Below are 21,126 nucleotides of genomic sequence, written 5' to 3' on the forward strand. Positions count from 1 at the left end.
TCGCTACCGGCCCTTTTTTATGCCGCAATAAAAAGTTCTTGGTTTCGCCACGCAAGCGCCACATCACTGCAACACAGCCTCTCTACCCTCCTGCCTGGATAGCCGATGCGATCCTGCACCGGCCGACACGCCCCCGGTGACAGCCGCCGGGGTACCGCTCACTCCTCTCAGCGCAGGTAGAGACAACCATGGAACATGATGAAGGCACCAGTAACCCGTCAAGCAACCGTCCCTTTCGAGAGGTCCTCAAGGACTACGCCTCGCGGCGGCAGGTCCTGCGCGGCGGCCTCACGCTGGCCGCGGGCGGCTTTCTCGCAGGCCCCTTGTCGGCGGCCGCCAGCAGCGCCCCGGCCGCGCCAAGCCGTAAAATCGGCAGCCGGCTGATCGACTTCCAGCCCGTGACGCTGGCCGAGGGCAACGGCCCCCTGCCCGCCATTTCTCCCGACTATGACTACCAGGTGCTGATCCCCTGGGGCACCTCACTGACCCATAACGTCCTGGACTACAGCGGCGCGCCGGACGCAAGACCCAGCGCCGGCGAACAGGCTCAGCAAATCGGTATCGGTCACGACGGCATGTGGTTCTTTCCCTTCCGTCGCAGCAGCACGCGCGGCCTGCTTGCCATTAATCACGAGTTTGGCACCAACAGCACGGTACTCGGCAAGGCGGCCCCAGAGAGCCTGGCAGACGTGATGACCTCACAGCATGCGCACGGCATCTCCGTCGTGGAGATACGCAAAACCGGCCGCGGCTGGGAGCTGGTAAAGGACAGCATGTACAACCGGCGTGTGCACGGCCGCACCCCGGTGGAATTCAGTGGCCCGGTGGCAGGCAGCGAGTTCATCGGACCCGAAGCCGGCGCGATGGGCACGCTCAACAACTGCGCCAACGGCTACACACCCTGGGGCACGTACCTGACCTGCGAGGAAAATTTCAACGGCTACTTCGGGACCAGCGACCCGAGCTGGACACCCAGCGAAGAGCAGGCACGTTACGGCCTGAGCGCCAACGGCTTCGGCTATGGCTGGCACCTCTTTGACGAACGCTTCGACCTGTCCGGCGGTAGCCACCCGAACGAAGAGAACCGCTTTGGCTGGATCGTTGAGGTCGACCCTTTCAACCCCGATGCACTGCCGGTCAAACGCACGGCAATGGGGCGCTTCAAACATGAAGGGGTGGCTCTGGTCGAGGGCCGCGGTGGCCGCGTCGTAGGCTACATGGGTGACGATGAGCGCTTCGACTATATCTACAAGTTCGTTTCTGCCGGCAACTGGCGCTTCATGCGCTCGCAGGGTCTGAGCCCGCTGGACAGCGGGACGCTGTACGCCGCCAGATTCAACGATGACGGCAGCGGTGAGTGGCTGGAACTGAGCCTGCGCAACCCCGCCATCGCAGCGCGCTTCAGCTCTGAGGCGGAAGTACTAACCTACGCCAGAATCGCCGCCGACCTCGCCGGCGCCACACCAATGGACCGCCCTGAGTGGACCTCAGTCGGCCGGGATGGCACGGTGTATTGCACACTGACCAACAACAGCCGCCGCGAGGAGGCGGATGCCGCCAATCCGCAGGCGCCGAATCCGGACGGTCACATCATTCGCTGGCGTGACAGCAACCGCCATGTCGGCCGCCATTTCACCTGGGAGATATTCCTGCTTGCCTCGTCAACGCACGGTGGTGAACGCAGCCTGGCCTCACCCGATGGACTCTGGGTAGACCCCGAAAACCGTGTTTTCATCCAGACCGATGGCGCACAGAAAGATGGCCTCAACGACCAGTTACTGGTGGCGAACGGCAATCAGTCCGGCGATGACATCGAGATCAGGCGCCTGCTCACCGGTGTCACCGACTGTGAAGTCACCGGCATAACCGTCACACCCAACCGGCGCACATTGTTCGTCAACCTGCAGCACCCCGGCAACGGCGATCCTGCAGTGACGAACTTCCCTGCCGCCCTGGGCAGCGGCGCTATCCCCCGCGACTGTACGCTGGTCATCACCCGCAAGGACGGTGGCATCGTAGGGTCCTGATTCTGCACGCCGCACGTGGTCCCGGCCGCTGGAGGCGACTCCAGCGGCTTTTTTATTCGCGCAGCTGCATCGCTCGCTGTGGCAGATCCACTGCCTGCAGAATCTTCATCCGCAACTGGGCGTTATACGCTGGCCGGGCCTGCAGAAAGCCCTGTACCGTGGCAATCGCCTCGGGCGTGTGGTGGTACCGCAGTGTCGTGTTCAACCAGGCCGATGGAAAGAAGATGTCGCCGGTCACCTGGATGTCCTGCAACCATTCCAGGCTCGGCTCAAGATAGCGCTCGGCGTGCGCAATCCGCAGGGGATGGTGCAGGTAGCCCAGCGCATCCAGCACCCAGTTCTCCGTCGCCCGGTTGGCGGGGTCGGCAAGGCTGGCAAAAAACGCATCGCGCTCCGTGGCATCGGCGGACAGCGCGGGCGCCAGAAACCGGAGACGGCGCCGGTTATCGGGGTTTTCGACCTGCGCCAGTTGCTGGGTAATGAGCGCGCTGGCGCGTTCGGGCATGGCCACGGCGAGCCGCTCAGCGAGGCGTATCCTGTCCCGTTCTGCCAGCGCCAGCCCGCTGATCGAGTCCTCCCCGCGCCAGATGGCGTGCAGACGCTGCAAGGTCTCCGGCTGCCGTGCCAGTTGCGTGAGGTTGTCGAACAGCAGGCGTGTACGGCCCGCATCCGTGGACTGCGCCAGTGCCTGCCACAGAGTCGCTTCGAGATCGGGCTGGACCCGCTCGCGCGCCGGGTCGGCCAGCAACAGCTGCTGCAGCACTGCGAGCTGATCCAGCATCTGGCTCAACAGCAGCTGGTTCGGCTCGGCGGTCAGGCGCGACAGCAGTTCGCGAGCATAGGCTTCGGGCGCAACAGCGCCACCCTGCAACACCCCCTCAAAGAGGTTGAGCAGCAGGCGTCCGCGCGCCACGGGAGACAACTGCGGCCAGCGCGCCATGTCCTCAAGCTGCGCCGCCTGCGGACCATAAAACAGGGCAGTATCCTCCGCCTGCCGGCTGTCCGGGGGGAAACCGGGACTGTGCACCCAGGTATCGCTCCAGGCCGCAAGGTCCAGCGGGGTTTTCTGATCAAGAATCTCCACCAGTGCCGGCCAGGTGGCATTGGCATAGGCAAAACGCTCCAGATACGCCGCCAGGCCTTCGCGCAGTGCATCGGCACCCAGCAGTGATTCGAGCTGACGCATCATGATGGGCGCCTTGTTGTAAATGATAGGCCCGTACATCTGCCCGGCCTCGTTGAGGTTGCCCAGCGCCTGCCGGATCGGATTGGCCCCTGCGCTGCGGTCGACCGCATAGGCCGCCGGGTAATGGCGCAGCAGAAAGTTCAGTTCGTGGTCAATCTCAGGGAACAGCGGATTCACCATTTTTGCCGCCATGAAGTTGGCAAAGACTTCCTTGGTCCACACATCGTTGAACCAGCGCATGGTCACCAGATTGCCGAACCACATGTGAGCAACCTCGTGCGCAATCAGGCTGGCGCGACGCAGGCGCTCGTCATCCGTCGGGTTTTCATCCAGCAAGAGCAGCTCAGCGCGGTATTGAATCGCCCCCACGTGCTCCATACCGCCATACTGAAACGCAGGAATGAGCGCGAAATCCAGTTTTTCGAAGGGAAACGGCACACCTGTGTAGTCCTCCAGCCAGGCCACAGCTTCGCGGTGTTGACGGAATATGTCGTCGAGATTGCGGGCCAGCTTCTCCGGGTCAGTTTCCCGATGCAGCATCGTCATGCCCTGCCCCCGCCACCCCCGCGTGACCGACTGGAAGCGACCTGCAACGAAACCGAACAGATAGGAACTGATCGGCTCGCTTGCCGCGAAGCGGTGTACCCGCCTGCCGTCCGCTTCGCTTACCGACAGCCTTGGCGTATTGGCAATCGCCTCCCAGGCGGCGGGCAGGTCAAGGCTAAGTTCCCAGCTGGCCTTCAGGTCCGGCTGGTCAAACACCGGCAGCGCTGTGCGCGCCCGGTCCGGCACAAACAGGGTATAGAGGTAATCCGGATTGCGGTTCAGGGCGCTGTCCCCTGCAGTAAACTGCAGCGCCACGTTATTCTCGCCGATGTGCAAGGTATTGGTCGGTAGCAGCACATGTTCAGCCTCGACGGCCGTGGGCAGGGCAGCACCGTTGACCTGCAGACTGTGCAGCGCCTCGCTGGCGGCACGGAAATCCAGCGCCAGCGGCTCCTCTGCAGTGGCCAGGTTGAAGCGTATCTCCATGCGCCCCGCAACCGCCTCCGAGACGGCCTCGGGGACGGCCAGGTGAACAAGGTAGCTGACGTCGGACACGCGCTGTGCGCGCTCCTCTGCCAGCGCCAGTGAGACCCCAGGCTCGACCGGACCGGACTCCGGAGGTGCCGTTGTGCGGCTACAGGCCATCATGAACAGGACCAGGACGAGGGTGAAACAGAATTTTGGCATGGTGCCTCCTGACTGCCATTCTACCCTCCATGGCGACCTGCAGTTAACCGCCGGTGTGTTTGCTGTTAACATAGGCCGCTGCCTGTCACAGGGATCCTCCCGTATGCTCTCCAGACTCGCCGCACCGCGCACGCGCGCTGCACTGCTGCTGACCAGCGCCGCGCTCCTGGCCGGCTGTACCGACGGCCCCTGGAATAACCCCAACCCGGAGAGCCCGCCGGGCCTTGTTACCTACCAGTCGGTGATGACACCACTGCCGCCCAAGCATCTGGACCCGGCACTGTCCTACGCGTCCGATGAGTCGCTGTTCCTGATGCAGATCTATGAACCCCCCATGGGCTACCACTACCTCAAGCGGCCCTATGAACTGTTGCCCCTGGGCGTTGAGGATTTCCCTCAGATTACCTATATCAACGCCGAAGGCGAGATTATTGACCCGGAGGCAGAGGACGTCGCCTACTCGGTGTATGCGTTGACCGTGCGCGCCGATGCGCGCTACCAGCCACACCCGGCCTTTGCCGTGGACGACCGTGGCGCGCCGCACTACCTGTTCGAGGACGCCAGCGAAAGCCGCCCGTATCGCCAGATCAGCGATTTTCCGGAGCTGGGTTCGCGGCCGGTAGCCGCCAACGACTACGTCTACGCCATCAAACGCCTCGCGGACCCGTTCAATGCCTCACCCATGCTCGGCTTCATGGCCCAGTACATTGTCGGTATGGAGGACTTCTCGGCACGCCTGAAAGACGTGCCGCGGGACGGCTGGGTCAACCTGGACGACTATCCGATGGACGGTCTGGAAGTAGTTGACGAGCGCACCTTCCGCATCACCATCAAGGGACGCTACCCGCAATTCAGCTACTGGCTGGCCATGCACTTTTTCTCGCCGATCGCGCCAGAGGTGGACCGCTTTTTCCACAATCCGGGCTTTTTGGACCGCAACCTGACCCTGGACTGGTGGCCGGTAGGCAGCGGGCCGTTCATGATGGTGAAGAATGACCCGAACAGTGAAATCGTTCTGGAGCGCAACCCGAACTTCCGCGAGGACTATTTCCCCACCGAGGGCGCGCCGGGAGACGCCGAGCAGGGGCTGCTGGAAGATGCGGGCAAGCGTCTGCCGCTGATTGACCGCGCGGTGTTCCGGCTGGAAAAGGAAGTGCTGTCTCTGTGGACCAAGTTCCTGCAGGGCTACTACGACCGCTCGGGTGAAAGCCACGGCAACACCAACCGGGTGTTTGACCAGGCCTTCGTGGTCGGCCCGAATGGGGTGGAACTGGGTGCGGAACTGGCCAACCATGGCATCACGGTATCGCCCGATGTCAAACCGGCGATCTATTATTACGGTTTCAACATGCGCGACCCGGTGCTCGGCGGCTACACCGAGGAGCGCCGGAAACTGCGCCGTGCATTGCAGATTGCCTTCGATACCGAGGAATACCTCAACATCTTCTACAAGGGCAACGGCATTGCTGCCCAGTCGCCGATACCGCCAGGCATACCGGGTTTTGTCGAAGGCGAGGCCGGCATCAACCCTTACGTGTACGATTGGGTAGACGGCGCACCCAAGCGCAAGTCAATTGAGCACGCAAAACAGCTGCTGACCGAGGCCGGCTACCCGAACGGTCGCGATGCGCGCACCGGGGAGCCGCTGAAGATCTTCATTGACGTGCAGAGCCAGGCCATCTCCAGCACCAGCATGAACTGGATGGACCGCGCTTTCGGCCGCATTGGTGTGCAGGTCGAATACCGCCCGGCTGACTGGAACCGCACCCGCGAAAAACTGCTGACGGGCAACACACAGATTTTTTCCCACGGCTGGCTGGCCGACTACCCGGACCCGGAGAACTTCCTGTTTCTCCTCTACGGACCGGAAAGTCCGCTGATCTGCAATTGCGATGGGGCCAACAATGCGAGTTACGAGCGCCCCGAATACGACGACCTGTTCCGCCAGATGCGCGTTCTTCCTGCCGGCGAGGAACGGGATGCGCTGGTCGCGCGCATGGTCGACCTCTACCGCGAGGACGCCGTCTGGCTGTACGGCTTTTACCCGAAGGACATCTACCTGAATAACCCCTGGGTACACAACAACAAACGCCACGGCATTTCCAAAAACACCCTCAAGTACGTGCGCATTGACGATGACCTGCGCGAGCGCAAGCGCGAGGAGTGGAACCAGCCCGTGATCTGGCCGTTGTATGCCATGAGCGCGCTGCTGGTGGCACTGCTGCTTCCCGGCATTATCGCCTATCGCCGTCGCCTGCGCGCGACGGCCCGCCAATAACAGGAGCGACCATGTTTGCCTATATCGTGCGCCGCCTGATCTATGCCATCCCGATCCTGGTGGGCGTCAACCTGCTCACCTTCACCCTGTTCTTCGTGGTCAACTCGCCCGATGACATGGCAGCTTCCCAACTCGGCGACAAATACGTCACCCCCGAGGCTATCGAGAACTGGAAGCAGAAGAACGGCTATGACAAACCCCTGTTCCTGAACCCGGACGCAGCGGGCGTGGCGCAGCTTACCGATACCATTTTCTTCGACAAGTCCGTGCGGCTGTTCGCCTTTGACTTTGGCCGTTCGGAAAGCGGCCGGGACATCACCACGGATGTCGCCACCCGGATGTGGCCCAGCCTCGCCGTCGCCCTGCCCACCTTTCTGGTCGGTATTGGCGTCAACATCTGCGTGGCGCTGATGGTGGTCATGTTCCGCGGCACCCGGCTGGACCGCGGCGCCGTATTTGTCTTTGTCGCGCTGATGTCGATTTCCTACCTGTTCTACATTATCGGCGGGCAGTTCCTGGTAGCCAAAACCTGGCGCCTGGTGCCGATATCCGGGTTTCATACGGAGGGCCAGGTGTGGAAGTTCCTCATCCTCCCCGTACTGGTGGGCGTGGTGGCGGGCATCGGCGCCGGCGCCCGCTGGTACCGCACACTGTTCCTCGAGGAGGCGAACCAGGATTACGTCCGCACCGCCCGTGCCAAGGGCTGCAGCGAGCTGTCTATCCTGTTCCGGCATATCCTGCCCAACGCGCTGATACCCATTCTCACTGGTGTGGTGGTACTGATTCCCTCACTCTTTATGGGCAGCCTGTTGATTGAATCGTTCTTCGGCATACCCGGCCTTGGCAGCTACATGCTGGACGCCATCAACTCCCAGGACTTCGCCATCGTGCGCAGCATGGTGTTTATCGGCTCTATTCTGTACATCATCGGCCTGCTGTTAACTGATATTTCCTATACCTGGGCCGATCCCCGGGTACGGCTGTCCTGAGGGCCTGACAACGATGAAACCCGTTATCCTCTGGTCCGATGCGCTGATCTTCCTGCTGGTGATCTCACTGACCCTGTTTTTCTGGCGCCTGCGACGTGACCCACAAACCCGGGAGCGCTGGGCGGAGGTCTTCAGCTCGCGACTGGGCATGGTGGCGTTTACAGTCATCGCCGCCTATATCATGGTGGCCCTGCTCGACTCCCTGCATTTCCGGCGCGCACTGGAAAACCCGGAGAGCCTCGCCACCGAAGAGGTGTTCTACGACAACAAGGTTACGAGCGTCTTCGACGTGCTCACTGGCGGTATGGGGGAGCGTTTCGAGCGCACCTACTCCGCGCCTTTTGCACTGTTATCCTTTGAAAAGGAGAATATCAAGGACGCGGACGGGCGCGACATCCGTGATTTCCCGCCCCTGCGCCATGCCGGACAGCACCTCAGCCACCCCGACGAACGCGCCGCCGATATACTGGGCAAGAGTGTCCGCGCACTACTCTGGGGCCTGCTGCTCTGCGCACTGGTGATCACGCCACAGTGGCTGCTGCTGCGCGGCAGTCGCTTCCCCTGGCTGGCGTCGTGGACGACACAGGCGGTGATTCTGTGCAGCGCCGTGTGGATGGTGAGCCTCAGTCGCCATTACCATATTCTCGGCACGGACCAGGGCGGCGCAGACGTGCTGTTCCAGTCACTCAAGGGTATTCGCACCGGTGTGCTGCTGGGCACCCTGGCCACACTGATCATGCTGCCGATCGCGGTCACGCTGGGCGTCATGGCCGGTTACTTCAAGGGCTGGGTTGACGATGTCGTGCAGTATCTCTACACCACCTTGAGCTCCATTCCCGGGATTCTGCTGATTGCCGCCTCCGTGTTGCTGTTCCAGGTCTACATCGATCTGAACCCGGATTTCTTTGCCGTGGGCATGGAAAAGGCGGATGCCAAGTTCATCGCCCTGTGCTTCATCCTGGGGGTGACGAGCTGGTCGACACTGTGTCGGCTGATTCGTGCGGAGACTCTGAAGATCAGCCAGCTCGGCTACGTACAGGCAGCGCACGCCTTCGGCGTCAGCCACAGCCGTATTCTGGGTCGGCATGTCCTGCCCAACGTCGTGCACATCATTCTCATCACGTTCGTACTCGACTTCAGTGCACTGGTTCTCGCCGAGGCCGTGCTGTCCTATATCGGTGTCGGTGTCGACCCCTCCATGGGCAGCTGGGGCAACATGATCAACGGTGCGCGGTCAGAGCTGTCGCGGGAACCCACCATCTGGTGGACGCTCACCGGCGCGTTCTTTTTCATGTTTGTTCTGGTGCTGGCCGCCAACCTGTTTTCGGACCTGGTACGCGATGCCTTCGACCCGCGCACCAGCCTGCGGAGGGCAAGCGCATGAGCAGGGAACGCCAAACGCAGCCTGCAGCGGGCACCGTCTGCCTGCGGGTCCAGGACCTCACGGTCACCCTGGCCGAGACCGGCGAGGCGATCGTCAAGGGCATCAGCTTTGAACTGCAGGCCGGCAAGGTTTTTGCGCTGGTCGGCGAATCCGGCAGCGGCAAGTCGGTCACGTCCCTGGCCGCCATGCGCCTGTTGCCGGATGCGCTGCGCATCAGCGGCGGCAGCGTGGAGGTGTCGGGGCAGGATCTCTTTGGATTGTCCGAAGCGCGCATGCAGGAAGTCCGCGGGCGCCGTGTGGCGATGATCTTCCAGAACGCGATGAGTGCCCTGAACCCTGTGCAGACTGTGGGCAGGCAGGTTGCCGAAACACTGCGCCTGCACACGCGCCTACGGGGCGCGGCTCTGCGTGAGCGCGTAGTTTCGCTGTTCCACGAAGTCGGCATTCCCGACCCCGAGCAGCGCTTCGACTTCTTTCCTCACCAACTGTCCGGTGGGCAACAGCAGCGGGTCATGATCGCCATGGCCCTGGCCTGTGAGCCCGATGTATTGATCGCCGACGAGCCTACTACGGCACTGGACGTTACCATCCAGCTGCAAGTGCTGAACCTGATACGCGAACTCACACGCTCAAGGCAACTCGCAGTTCTGCTGATTACCCACGACATGGGTGTGGTCAAGAATACCGCCGACGACGTTGCGGTCATGTATCGCGGAGAGCTGATTGAACGCGCCAGCGTGGAAGATTTTTTCCACAACCCGAAGCAGGCTTACAGCCGGCGCCTGATCGATGCCCTGCCGGACCTGACCCATTTCCGCGAAGCGGCTGCCGAGGCGCCGCTGCTGGAGCTTGAGGATGTGAAGGTCTGGTTTCCCATTCGCCGTGGACTGCTGCAGCGGGTGGTTGACCACACCCGCGCCGTCGACGGGGTATCCCTCGCCATCGGGCGCGGTGAAACCTATGCCCTGGTCGGTGAATCCGGCAGTGGCAAGTCCACGCTGGGACGTGCGGTGCTCAACCTGGAGCCGATCGCGGGGGGTGCAATCCGCTTCCAGGGCGAGACCATAGGTGGTCTGGGGCGCAGCGCCATGCTGCCCTACCGCAAGCAGATACAGGTGATTTTCCAGAATCCGTTTTCGTCCATGAATCCACGTATGACCGTAGGCGACATCATTGCCGAGGGCATGATCAGCCTCGGTCTGGCGCTCTCCCCGGAAGAACGCAAGGAGCGCATTCAGCGGCTACTGGAGCGGGTGCAGCTCGCTGCGGAGCACGCCCATCGCTATCCGCATGAATTTTCCGGCGGCCAGTTGCAACGCATCGCGATCGCCCGCGCCCTTGCGGTGAATCCGGAGCTGATCATCTGCGACGAGCCGACCAGCGCGCTGGACGTGTCAATTCGCGCTGAGGTGCTGGACCTGCTGGCAGAGCTGCAGCGCGAATTCGGTGTCTCTTACCTGTTCATCACACACGATCTCTCTATCGTTCCCGGACTCGCCCACAAGGTGGGTGTGATGCAGCGAGGCAAACTGGTGGAACAGGGTACCGCAGAGCAGATTCTCACCGCGCCCGAGCACCCCTACACCCGGACACTGCTGGCCGCCGTGCCAAGGGTCTGAGGATCTGCGGGTCCGCCGCGGTGCGGCGCCTTACATGACTCCGTAGGCGATCATCGCGGCCGCCACTTTGTTGAACCCGGCGATATTGGCGCCCTTGAAGTAGTCCACGTGGCCGTCCGCCGCAGTGCCAAACTCCACGCACTGGTCGTGGATGCCGCGAATGATGCTGCGCAGATGCTGGTCGACCTCGGCCCGGCTCCATTGCAGCCGCAGGCTGTTCTGGCTCATCTCCAGGCCGGACACGGCCACTCCGCCGGCGTTGGCCGCCTTGCCCGGGGCATGCAGCACATTTTTGGCCCCCTGAATCACCCGAATTGCTTCCGTCGTTGCCGGCATGTTGGCGCCCTCGGAGATGCCACGGCAGCCATTTTCCACCAGCTGCCTGGCATCATCCGCAGTGATTTCATTCTGCGTGGCGCAGGGGAACGCCAGGTCACAGGGCACTTTCCAGGGGCGCTCGTCCGCGTGAAAGGTCGCACCGGAGAACTCTCTGGCGTACTCCTCGATGCGTCCGCGACGCCGGTTCTTCAGCTCCATGATCCACTGCAGTTTCTCGTGGGTCAGCCCCCCCGGGTCGTGGATGAAGCCACCCGAGTCCGACATGGTTACCACCTTACCGCCCATGCCTATCAACTTTTCTGCACAGTAGGTGGCCACATTACCGGCACCGGACAGCAGGCAGGTTTTACCCTCGATGCTCTCCTTATGGTGGGAGAGCATTTCCTCCATCATGTACACAGCGCCGTAACCGGTCGCTTCCGCACGAATCCGGCTGCCGCCAAACTCCAGTGATTTGCCGGTCAACACACCCTCGAAGCGGTTCACGATGCGTTTGTACTGGCCGAACATGTAGCCCACCTCGCGCCCTCCCACGCCGATGTCTCCGGCGGGCACATCGGTGTTGGGGCCGATATGTTTGTAGAGTTCGGTCATGAATGCCTGACAGAACCGCATGATCTCGCGCTCGCTCTTGCCTTTGGGATCGAAATCGGCGCCTCCCTTACCGCCGCCCATGGGCAGGCCGGTCAGGCTGTTCTTGAACACCTGCTCGAAGGCGAGAAACTTCAATACCGACTGGTTCACCGAGGGGTGGAAGCGAATGCCGCCCTTGTAAGGGCCGATGGCATTGTTTTGCTGCACGCGAAAGCCGCGGTTAACGCAGATCTCACCGTGATCGTTCTCCCAGACAACGCGGAAGGTGACAATGCGGTCCGGCTCCGCCATCCGCTCCAGGATTTTCAGCTCCTGGTAAACGGGCTTGTCCGCAATATAGGGCACAATATCCATGGCCACTTCGTGTACGGCCTGCGCGAACTCTGGCTCTCCCGGATTACGGCGCTCGATTTCTTCCATGAAACTCTGTAATGCGTCAGCGTGCTGTGCGTTCACTGTCGTGGCTCCTGTGTGTGGTACACCGGCGGTTATCGCGGCGGGTCGACCCGGGTCGCCGTGGACCCGTTCACCCGAAACCACCCGGCAATGGAATATCGGTCGCGGTTGGCCGGCAGCACTTCGTGGGGAAAGTCCTCGCTGAGAAACACCACCACAGTGCCATGCAGCGGCTGCACCAACAGCGCGGCTTCGTCGTCGGTGCCGGTAAACAGGCGTAGCTCCCCCCCATTGTCGCCTTGCCAACCCGGATTCAAATAGGCAACCACGGACAACACCCGGTTGGCCTCACCGCGAAAAGCGTCCACGTGCTTGCGGTAGAAATCCCCGGGGCGGTAGTGCGCAAAATGACTTTCAAAGGAAAACAGGCCGAGTAACAGCTCCCGGTTCAAGGATTCACGCAGTGCCTCGGCCCACGCCAACCACGCCCGCCCGGCGGATGACTCGCCGTTGATCCAGCAGATCGCATCGGTGCGCACGAAACTGTTCAGTGTGTGGTCGTTCTCGCGTCCAACGCCGGCCGCAGTGAAACGCGCTGCGCTCATCGTATGCAGGTGGTCCAGCAGGCCCCCGGCAAGCGCCAGCGGCAAGGCGCCCGGGCAGACGCTGTAGCCGCGATCACGCAGGTCTCCGGCAATGCGTACGAACAGTTGCGGGTCGACGAGCGGCGTGGCCTCGGCCGTGTGGACGACTAGGGCACTCACCGGCCGCGCTGCTCCAGACGCTGCTGAAACTCTGCCATGATCAACATGTACAGTTCCTTGCCGAGATAGGCATCCTCCACGTCGTGCTCAATGCTGGGGTTATCATTCACCTCCATCACGTAGACCTGTTGCCCCTTCTGTTTGATATCCACGCCGTATAACCCCTTGCCGACCACACGCGATGCCTTCAGGGCCGCGTCCAGCACCACTTTGGGGACCTCGAAGGTGGGCAGGGTTTCGAAACCACCTGAGGAAAAGCGTTTCGCGCCGTGGTTGTAGATCTGCCAGTGATCCCGCGCCATGTGGTAACGGCAGGCATAGATAGCCCGTCCTGCGAGCACTCCCACACGCCAGTCGAAATCGGTGTACATGTACTCCTGCACCAGCACCAGCGCAGTATTACTGAGCAATTCCCGCAGCCGGTGGGCCAGTTCCTCCCGGTTTGCGACCTTGTAGATGCCCTTGGAGAAGGCGCCTTCGGGCAACTTCAGAATGCAGGGGTAACTGAACTGGGCTTCGATCTCATCCAGCTCGGCTTCCGACGTACCAATCACCGTGCGCGTTTTCAGGGAGGGCACCCGGTGATAGCTGAACGCGTCGTGCAGGAACACCTTGTTACAGCAGCGCAGAATCGACGCCGAGTCATCAATCACCACGAGGCCCTCACGCTCTGCTTTGCGCGCCAGCCGGTAAGTATGGTGGTCAATTGCCGTCGTCTCGCGGATAAACAGCGCATCGTACTGCGCGATCTGGCCGGCCTGCTGTGCGGTGATGGTTTCTGCGTGCATTCCCAGCTTCGCCGCGGCCTTGATAAAGCGCTTGATCGCCTCGGCATCGCTGGGCGGAATGGCCTCGTCGGGGTTGACCAGAATTGCCAGATCCCAGCGCAGGGGCTTGCGATTCGACGAGGTACGCCACACCTGTTCGGTAAAGGTCTTCAGGCGCTGCTGGAACAGGCCGCGCTCGACATCGGTAAGGTGTGTGTATCCGTGGCGGCGCACGGTCAGGCGGGGGCTGCCGTTCTCCAGCGCCAGACGAAACCGCAGTATCGGTGCCGGGTAGCGCTCAAACAGATTGCGCACGGACTTGCGCCAGCGCTCATCCTCGGTCCAGCCAAAATAGGCGAGAAACTCCCGCGTCTCGCCTTCCTGCAGGGAGGCCACGTCAAATGCCGTCAGATTGACGTCGTCATCCGGCCCCAGTGTCAGGTCACGCAAATCGTTGATTGCACTGACGCTGGGCAACACCTTGTGCTGGCGCGCTTCCGCGAGCAGGGAACAATAATATCCCCGGCTCAGGTAGTACTCGGTGTCACACAGGTTGATAAGGCGGGTCTTGGGCTCATTGCGCTTGGGGAAGTCGACCAGGTAGCGCTCGAAGGAGACCACCTCCAGTTCATCCGAGGCCAGGGCGAAATCGTCTTCATCAACGACAATAATGGTTTTATACATAGCGCATCCCCCTCACGCGAGGCTTGCAAGATCTTCTTTACGAAAGGCACGCACCTGCGCCAGGTTGTCCGCGGCGACATGCTGTACCCAGTCGGGGTTGGCGATCAACGCCCGGCCGACTGCCACCAAATCGAACTCGCCCGCATCCAGCCGCCGCAACAACTCGTCGAGACTGGCAGGCTCCGCTTCCCGGAACGTGGTTTCACCGGGTTTGGGTATGAAGTCCGCGTTGAGGCCAACACTGCCCACGGTAATGGTCGGCTTGCCAGTGAGTTTACGGGTCCAGCCGGCCAGGTTGAGCGTGGAGCCTGCGAACTCCGGCTCCCAGAAGCGACGCGTCGAGCAGTGAAAGATATCCACGCCCGCCGCTGTCAACGGCGCCAGAAACTCATCGAGCTCAGCGGGACCCTTGACCAGCCGTGCGCTGAAATCCTGCTGTTTCCACTGCGAGAAGCGGAAGATGATCGGGAGGCCGTCCCCGACAGCGCGGCGCACCGCCTGGATGATGTCTACCGCAAAGCGGGAACGCTTTGCCAGGCTGCCACCATAGGCATCCTCGCGCTGATTGGTACCCTCCCAGAAAAACTGGTCGATCAGGTACCCGTGGGCGCCGTGCAGCTCCACGGCGTCGAAACCACAGGCCTTGGCGTCCGCAGCAGCCCGCGCGAATGCGGCAACCACGTCGTCGACGTCCTGCTGCGTCATCGCATGCCGGTTCACCCTGCCCGGGACATTCATACCTGAGGGCGTGTAGCCCGGCACATCGCCCTCGGGCATCACTCCGGCGCTGCGCATGCCACCCACGTGCCACAGCTGCGGCGCTATTTTTCCACCCTCGGCGTGGACGGCGTCGGCAACCCGCCGCCAGCCCGCCAGGGACGCCTCACCGTGGAAATAGGGTACATCCGGGTAGCCGTTGGCCGCGATGTGGCCCACGCAGGTACCCTCGGTAATAATCAGGCCTGTACCGCCCTCGGCACGACGACGGTAGTACTCTACCACCGCGTCCCCCGGGACATTCCCCGGGGAAAAATTGCGGGTCATTGGTGCCATCACGACCCGGTTACGCAGCGCAAGCCCACCGAGGTTGATGGGTTGCAGAAGGGCGTTGGTCGCAGGCATACGGGCTCCAGAGGGGATTCAAACCTGCGCGGCAGCGTATACCAGCCGATAGCCCAACACCAGCCGCGAAAAAGCAAATATGGCGGCCACCACGGTATCCCGGACCTGCACTGCAGGCCCCGGACAAAACGTGCAGAAGAGGCTTTCAATCTGCGTAGACCCCGCCTGCGTACACAGGGAACAGACCCAGACGGCGGAACCATGCGCGAACTCTACTGGCTACAGAACGACCTGCGTCTGCAGGACAACCCGGGGCTCATGGCCCATGCGGAAGCCACAGAGCTCCTGCTGATCTACATATGGCAGGAGCCCCGGCCGTGGTGCAATCTGCGCGGCATTGGCAAGCAGCGCCAGCGTGTCACGCTGGAGCACCTGCAGGACCTGCGGGAACAGCTCGGCCCCCTCGGGCAGGACGTGCTGGTGCTCCAGGGTCAGCCGGAGACCCTGTTGCCCGAGCTGGTGCGCCAGTGGCGTATTGACCGGGTAGGTACCAGCCGTTGCGCTGGCGTGTATGAGGATCAGCAGCTGGAGCGCGTGCGCCAGCGCCTGTCGATTCCGTTGCAGGTGCACGGTGGCAACACCCTGTTCCGGCGCCAGCAACTGCCCTTTGCACTGGAAGACCTGCCCATGCAGTTCACACCGTTTCGCAGGGCGGTCGAAGCGCTGACCGTCGATCACCCTCTGGAAGCCCCTGGTCAACTGCCGCCCCCACCTGCGGGCCTGACCTTCGCCCCGCTGCCCGCTGCACCCGTTGCGCCGCACACCGCCCTGCCGCTGCGCGGTGGCAGCCGCGCCGGGCAACGCAGACTGCAGCAGTTCACGTTCGGTGAGCAGGCCCTCGCATGCTACAAGGAAACCCGGAATTGCCTGGATCCACTGACCGGTTCCAGCACCCTCTCGCCCTGGCTGGCCGGAGGCGCGCTCTCTCCGCGGGAAGTCGCGCACGCCGTGTACCGTTTCGAGGCCGCGCAGGGGGCCAACGAGTCTACACACTGGCTGGTCGTTGAACTGCTTTGGCGTGAGTTTTTTCACTGGCGCGCCCTGGAGGACCGGCAGCTGCTGTTTCGATTTGAGGGACTCGGAACCGGGCGCAACAATCGCTTCTGCACCTTCGATCCAAGGGCCTTTGCCCGCTGGTGCCAGGGTGATACTGACTTTCCGCTGGTCAACGCACTGCAGCGCCAGCTGCTGGCGACCGGCTGGATGAGTAACCGCGGTCGGCAGATCAGCGCCAGCTGCCTGATCCACGAGCTGGGACTGGACTGGCGCTACGGCGCCGCGTTCTTTGAGAAGCACCTCATCGACTACGATGTGGGCAGTAACTACGGCAATTGGCAGTACATCGCCGGAGTCGGCTGCGACCCGCGCGGTGGGCGCCGCTTCAACCAGGCGAAGCAGGCGGCAGAGCACGACCCGGAGGGGCTTTTCACGACCAAATGGGGCGGACAGCGGCCAAAACAGCCGCTGTACGTGACCGATGCCGCCGACTGGCCCCTGATGCCGACTGCACCGGAGGGCGACCGTGGGCCGGGCTGAGCGCCCCAGCAAACTGTGCCCGGTGTGTGCGAGGCCGTTCCAGTGGCGAGCGCGCTGGCGCCTCAATTGGGAACAGGTTCGCTACTGCTCCCGACGCTGCGCAAGCCGGCGCAACAGCGTCAGTCTGGCGGACCCACCAGCTGCTGCAGAGCCTGATCGGCCCAGGCGACGATAGCCTCGCGATCCGCGGCACTGCGCTTGCGCCAGTTCGCCGTGATCAGGCCCATGCGCGGGTTCTCCGACAACGCATCCAGGTGGCGGTCGATAAAACGCCAGTACAGCGCGTTGTAGGGGCAGGCGCCCTCTCCAGTCATGCGTGAGGGTGCGTAGCGACACTCCTTGCAATGGTCACCCTGGCGCTGGATATATTTACCACTGGCCGCATAGGGCTTGCTGGCCATGACACCCCCATCGGCATGCAGGGCCATACCCAGGGTGTTGGGCAGTTCCACCCATTCAAAGGCGTCCACGTAGACGGCCAGATACCACTCGCACACTGCCTTCACGTCCAGGCCTGCCAGCAGGGCGAAGTTGCCGATGACCATCAGACGCTGTATGTGGTGGGCGTAACCGAGATCAAGGCTCTGTTCCAATGCGCGCTGTAAACACCGCAGGTCAGTTTCAGCATTCCAGAAAAACGCCGGCAACGGCGTCCGGGCGTCCAGGCCGTTACCCTCGGCGTAGTCCGGCATCAGCAGCCAGTACACGCCCCGCACATATTCCCGCCAACCGAGAATCTGGCGGATGAAGCCCTCTGCAGCAGAGAGGCTGCAGTGGCCGTCGTGCCACGCCTGCTCCACATCGCGACACAGCTCCAGCGGCTCCAGCAGGCCGATATTCAGGTACATGGAAATCTTGCTGTGAAACAGCCAGGGCGACGCCTCTGTCAGCCCATCCTGATACCTACCGAAATCGGGCAACGCGTGCCGCAAAAACCAGTCGAACTCGCTACGGGCCTCTGTGGCCGTGCAGGCGTAGTTGAACTGCTGCAGATCGCCGGGATTGCTGGGAAAAGCCTCTGCCACCTCGGCGAGCACCTCGCGGGTCAGGGCAGACTGTTGAAGCCTGCGGCGTTGCGGGATCTCGCGCTGCTGGCGCCAGCCAACGCGGTTTTCCTGATCGTAGTTCCAGCGACCACCCGCGGGTTGCCCATCCGTTTCCAGCAATACGCCGTAGCGGCGCCGCATGTCACGGTAGAAGTATTCCATCCGCAGCTGCTTGCGGCCCTGCGCCCATGCACGAAACTCGCCATGACTGGCCAGAAACCGGCTGTCTTCCAGCATTTCCAGCTCGATACCCAGCGCCTGCGGCCACCCGGCCATGGCCAAGCGCAGCCGGTACTCACCGGGCTCGCAGACCCGCACAGTTGCGCAGGGGTGGCGCTCCATCACCTGCGCCAGCGCCGCCTGCAGGGAGGGCACGCCGTCCGCGAGGCGAATGTAGTGCACCTGAAAACCGCGCGCCCGCAGCTCCTCGGCAAAATGCCGCATCGCAGAGAAAATCAGCGCGATCTTGTGCCGGTTGTGTGGCACGTAACTCGCTTCCTCAGCGACTTCCGCCAGCAACAACAGATCCTTCCCGGGATCAGCGCTGGCGATAGCGGGGTTGGCGAGGGACAGCTGGTCTCCCAGCACGAGAACAAGGCGCGATGCAGGCATGCACACAATACGCACCAGGGTGGCGCACGGACCACGCCCGGATGCGCTCCGGGGCTATTCCTGCAGAATCAATGTCTCCCCAATCTGCTGGGCGGCGATATCCGCTTCGCAGTAGGGGAAGCGCACCCACTGTTTGTTCGCATAGAGCTCGGTCTGGTCGGCAAAGTGCGGCGATTCGGGATTGGTGGACTGCGAGGGAACCAGGATCACATCGGCAATGGGGCACTCCGAATCGTCCCAGGTTACCGCCTGGATATAGGAATTGCCGCTGCCCGGATTGACATAGCCGGTGTCGCGCAAGGCCGCACTGATGGCCCCATACACGCCCATGGTGCCCGAGCCACCGTGGATAGGCACACGCACACCGTTGCGTTCCAGTACCTGCACCTCGCCCCAGGGCGCGTCCAGCGGCACACCGACCGCTGCCAGCCTCTCGCCCGCCACGGCCAGTGCATTGACCACCCGCGCGCTGTTGGCCGGTACGCCCAGGTCAATGCCGGATGGCGTGTTAAGCGGATCCTCCGGATTGAAATCCACTGCCCAGAACTCGTCACTCTGTACAATGTTCTGGAACCTGTTGCCGAGTTCATCGCTGATCTCTTTCCAGAACTCGGTGAAAATCTGTGCACCCCGGCTGTCCACGTTGACCCGGCGATCCCAGCCGGCAAGGACGTTGCAGGCCTGCAGGACCGGCGCGGCAGCCTCAGTGGCGCAAATGGCCAGCACGTCATCCAGCACGACCTCCGCACCATAAACGCGGTTTGCGTACATCAGGCCCTTGAGGGTCTCCAGGTTGAACAGCGGCTCCGAATCCAGACCATCGGTGGCCTGCTTGCGCTCCTCCACCATGATGTGGCCAATGCGGGTGCGCAGGAACTGCTGCTGCCGCTCATACCCGACTGGCCCCATGATGACCGGGAAGCCCTCCAGGGGATTGTTGGCATCGGACAGCCAGTAACTGTTGTTGCTGTTGCCTACATAGTCTGTGGTCAGCAGCTGCGGCAGGCTGGAGCCACCGTACAGGTTGCTGCCCGGTGGGGCTTCGGGGTCCGTACCCCACTCGCAGGCCGGATCGGAGCCGTCCAGCGACAGGATGACGTTGGTGGTCGCAGCCGCCAGCAGGGGCCCGACCACACCGTTGATACAGCGATCGAGCTGGGCCTGGGTGACAAAGGGCACCGCTGACAGCTCGCCGTAGAACGCCTGGCCCGCCCGGTCAGCCGCCAGTTCATGGAACACCGGATTACCGATGCTCTGGAGGGCATCAACGTACTCTTCGATTGAGCCCGCCTGCCCCTTGGTGATCCACTGTTCTATACCGCGAATCCCGGTGAGGATATTGGCATCGCGAAACGCAAGTACAGAGCCGTTGAACATCGGCCAGCCGTCCAACAGCGACGTCACCCCCTTCAGGTTAACCACCGGGCCATAGTGCGACACATAGAAGACCTGCTCACGATCCTGCAGGCTGCCATCAGGCTGGCGCACCTGGATGGTCACGGTCTGCGGTACGATGTCTCGCCATTCACCGTCGTAGTCATACTGCAGCGGGTTGTCGGGGTTGAGCTTCAGTTCGTAGAGACTGAAGCGGTTGGCCAGTGACACCGTATGCGTCCATGCCACGTCCCGGTTGAAACCAATACCGATAAAGGGGAAGCCGTGCAGTGCAGCACCGGCGACATCGTACACCCCCGGCAGCGTCAGATGAGCCTGATACCAGGCACCGCTGCCGAACCAGGGTTGGTGCGGATTTCCCAACAACATGCCCTTGCCACTGCGGGTGGCATCGCGACCCAGGGCCAAACCGTTGCTGCCGCGGTCAATATCGCGCAGCGCTACGGCGGCATCCTGCAGCGCGCGCACGGCATCGTCCAGCGCATCAGGGGCGGGTGCGGCACCTTCATCAGGGCCTGTGGTGGCCAGAATCGCGCGCCGGAACAAACCCTGCTCCGAGCTGCCACGCAGCGCCTCTCGGCGCAGGAACAGGAACAGGTCCACACTGTCGATGGGGTATACCCAGTCGGCGTTGCGACAGCCATAATCGCCTTCGGGCAGGTTATCGAGACCGGTTTCTTCCAGGTAGCGATTCATGCCCCGGCTGTAGCCCTCGGCGAGATCACGGGCAAACTGTGGCAGGGCCGAGACAAACTCCTCGGCGAAAGCGTCCTTGTCACCGTTGAGAAAGCGAAACAGGAAGTCCGATTCGACATTGCCCATCTCTTCCCCCATGAGCTCTGCTGAGCGGCCGGCGGCAAAGACAATTTCACGCATCGCTACGCAGTAGTTATCCTGCGCGTAGGCGTAACCGAAGCCGTAGCCCAGGCTGCCCCAATCCTCTGCACGGATGTGCGGTATGCCATACTCAGTGCGGCGGATTTCAGCAGAATAGGTGAGTTCCGGTTCAGGTGGCGGAGGCGGTGGCGCAATCTGGTCGCTGGAGTCGGAACAGGCAGCCAGCACAATGCACAGGGACGCCGCGAGAACAGTACGTGAGGGCATGCAAAACCTCTTATTATGGGTTGAGATTACGCGCTAACGGCGTCGCCGGGT

General features: G+C 62.4%; 14 protein-coding genes. 7 read left to right on the top strand and 7 right to left on the bottom strand.

Annotated features, from left to right (window positions below):
* The first annotated feature begins 188 nt into the window (after positions 1-188).
* The gene (locus R3E49_RS07725) at positions 189-2,027 is read left to right on the top strand and encodes a PhoX family phosphatase (protein WP_371294525.1); all 1,839 of its coding nucleotides are present in this window, start codon (positions 189-191) and stop codon (positions 2,025-2,027) included.
* Between the two features lie 52 nt (positions 2,028-2,079).
* Here the strand turns inward: R3E49_RS07725 and R3E49_RS07730 are convergent, their stop codons facing one another.
* Entirely contained in the window at positions 2,080-4,446 is a 2,367-nt protein-coding gene (locus R3E49_RS07730) for a M1 family aminopeptidase (protein ID WP_371294526.1), read from the bottom strand.
* A 103-nt stretch (positions 4,447-4,549) separates the two neighbouring features.
* Between R3E49_RS07730 and R3E49_RS07735 the strand changes: the two genes are divergently transcribed.
* Genes R3E49_RS07735 through R3E49_RS07750 form a run of 4 tightly spaced genes read left to right on the top strand, consistent with a single transcriptional unit; the run spans position 4,550 to position 10,716 of the window.
* Positions 4,550-6,724, top strand: a complete 2,175-nt coding sequence (locus tag R3E49_RS07735) for an ABC transporter substrate-binding protein (RefSeq protein ID WP_371294527.1) — start codon at positions 4,550-4,552, stop codon at positions 6,722-6,724.
* Positions 6,725-6,735: 11 nt separating this feature from the next.
* Complete coding sequence (locus R3E49_RS07740; protein WP_371294528.1) at positions 6,736-7,713, top strand: ABC transporter permease; 978 nt, start codon at positions 6,736-6,738, stop codon at positions 7,711-7,713.
* A 13-nt stretch (positions 7,714-7,726) separates the two neighbouring features.
* Positions 7,727-9,097, top strand: a complete 1,371-nt coding sequence (locus R3E49_RS07745) for an ABC transporter permease (RefSeq protein WP_371294529.1) — start codon at positions 7,727-7,729, stop codon at positions 9,095-9,097.
* Positions 9,094-10,716 (top strand): ABC transporter ATP-binding protein, encoded by a 1,623-nt coding sequence (locus R3E49_RS07750; RefSeq protein WP_371294530.1) that lies wholly within the window; start codon positions 9,094-9,096, stop codon positions 10,714-10,716. Before R3E49_RS07745 ends, R3E49_RS07750 begins: the two co-directional genes overlap by 4 nt.
* A gap of 30 nt (positions 10,717-10,746) precedes the next feature.
* Here the strand turns inward: R3E49_RS07750 and gdhA are convergent, their stop codons facing one another.
* Genes gdhA through R3E49_RS07770 form a run of 4 tightly spaced genes read right to left on the bottom strand, consistent with a single transcriptional unit; the run spans position 10,747 to position 15,382 of the window.
* Positions 10,747-12,105, bottom strand: a complete 1,359-nt coding sequence (gdhA, locus tag R3E49_RS07755) for an NADP-specific glutamate dehydrogenase (protein ID WP_371294531.1) — start codon at positions 12,103-12,105, stop codon at positions 10,747-10,749.
* A gap of 32 nt (positions 12,106-12,137) precedes the next feature.
* Positions 12,138-12,809, bottom strand: a complete 672-nt coding sequence (locus tag R3E49_RS07760) for a 2OG-Fe(II) oxygenase (RefSeq protein ID WP_371294532.1) — start codon at positions 12,807-12,809, stop codon at positions 12,138-12,140.
* On the bottom strand, positions 12,806-14,260 hold the full coding sequence (locus R3E49_RS07765; RefSeq protein ID WP_371294533.1) for a RimK family protein: 1,455 nt from the start codon (positions 14,258-14,260) through the stop codon (positions 12,806-12,808). Before R3E49_RS07765 ends, R3E49_RS07760 begins: the two co-directional genes overlap by 4 nt.
* 12 nt (positions 14,261-14,272) lie before the next feature.
* Positions 14,273-15,382 (bottom strand): NADH:flavin oxidoreductase, encoded by a 1,110-nt coding sequence (locus R3E49_RS07770; protein ID WP_371294534.1) that lies wholly within the window; start codon positions 15,380-15,382, stop codon positions 14,273-14,275.
* Positions 15,383-15,583: 201 nt separating this feature from the next.
* Here R3E49_RS07770 and R3E49_RS07775 point away from each other — a divergent pair, with 201 nt between their 5' ends.
* Complete coding sequence (locus tag R3E49_RS07775; RefSeq protein ID WP_371294535.1) at positions 15,584-16,918, top strand: DASH family cryptochrome; 1,335 nt, start codon at positions 15,584-15,586, stop codon at positions 16,916-16,918.
* 22 nt (positions 16,919-16,940) lie between these two features.
* On the top strand, positions 16,941-17,093 hold the full coding sequence (locus R3E49_RS07780) for a DUF2256 domain-containing protein (protein ID WP_371294651.1): 153 nt from the start codon (positions 16,941-16,943) through the stop codon (positions 17,091-17,093).
* Here the strand turns inward: R3E49_RS07780 and R3E49_RS07785 are convergent.
* The gene (locus tag R3E49_RS07785; RefSeq protein ID WP_371294536.1) at positions 17,038-18,576 is read right to left on the bottom strand and encodes a cryptochrome/photolyase family protein; all 1,539 of its coding nucleotides are present in this window, start codon (positions 18,574-18,576) and stop codon (positions 17,038-17,040) included. The genes R3E49_RS07780 and R3E49_RS07785 overlap by 56 nt on opposite strands.
* 54 nt (positions 18,577-18,630) lie before the next feature.
* Positions 18,631-21,075, bottom strand: a complete 2,445-nt coding sequence (locus R3E49_RS07790) for a penicillin acylase family protein (RefSeq protein ID WP_371294537.1) — start codon at positions 21,073-21,075, stop codon at positions 18,631-18,633.
* Positions 21,076-21,126 lie beyond the last annotated feature (51 nt).

The organism is Haliea sp. (assembly GCF_041395985.1).
In the GTDB taxonomy this organism is placed as follows: Bacteria; Pseudomonadota; Gammaproteobacteria; order Pseudomonadales; family Halieaceae; genus Haliea.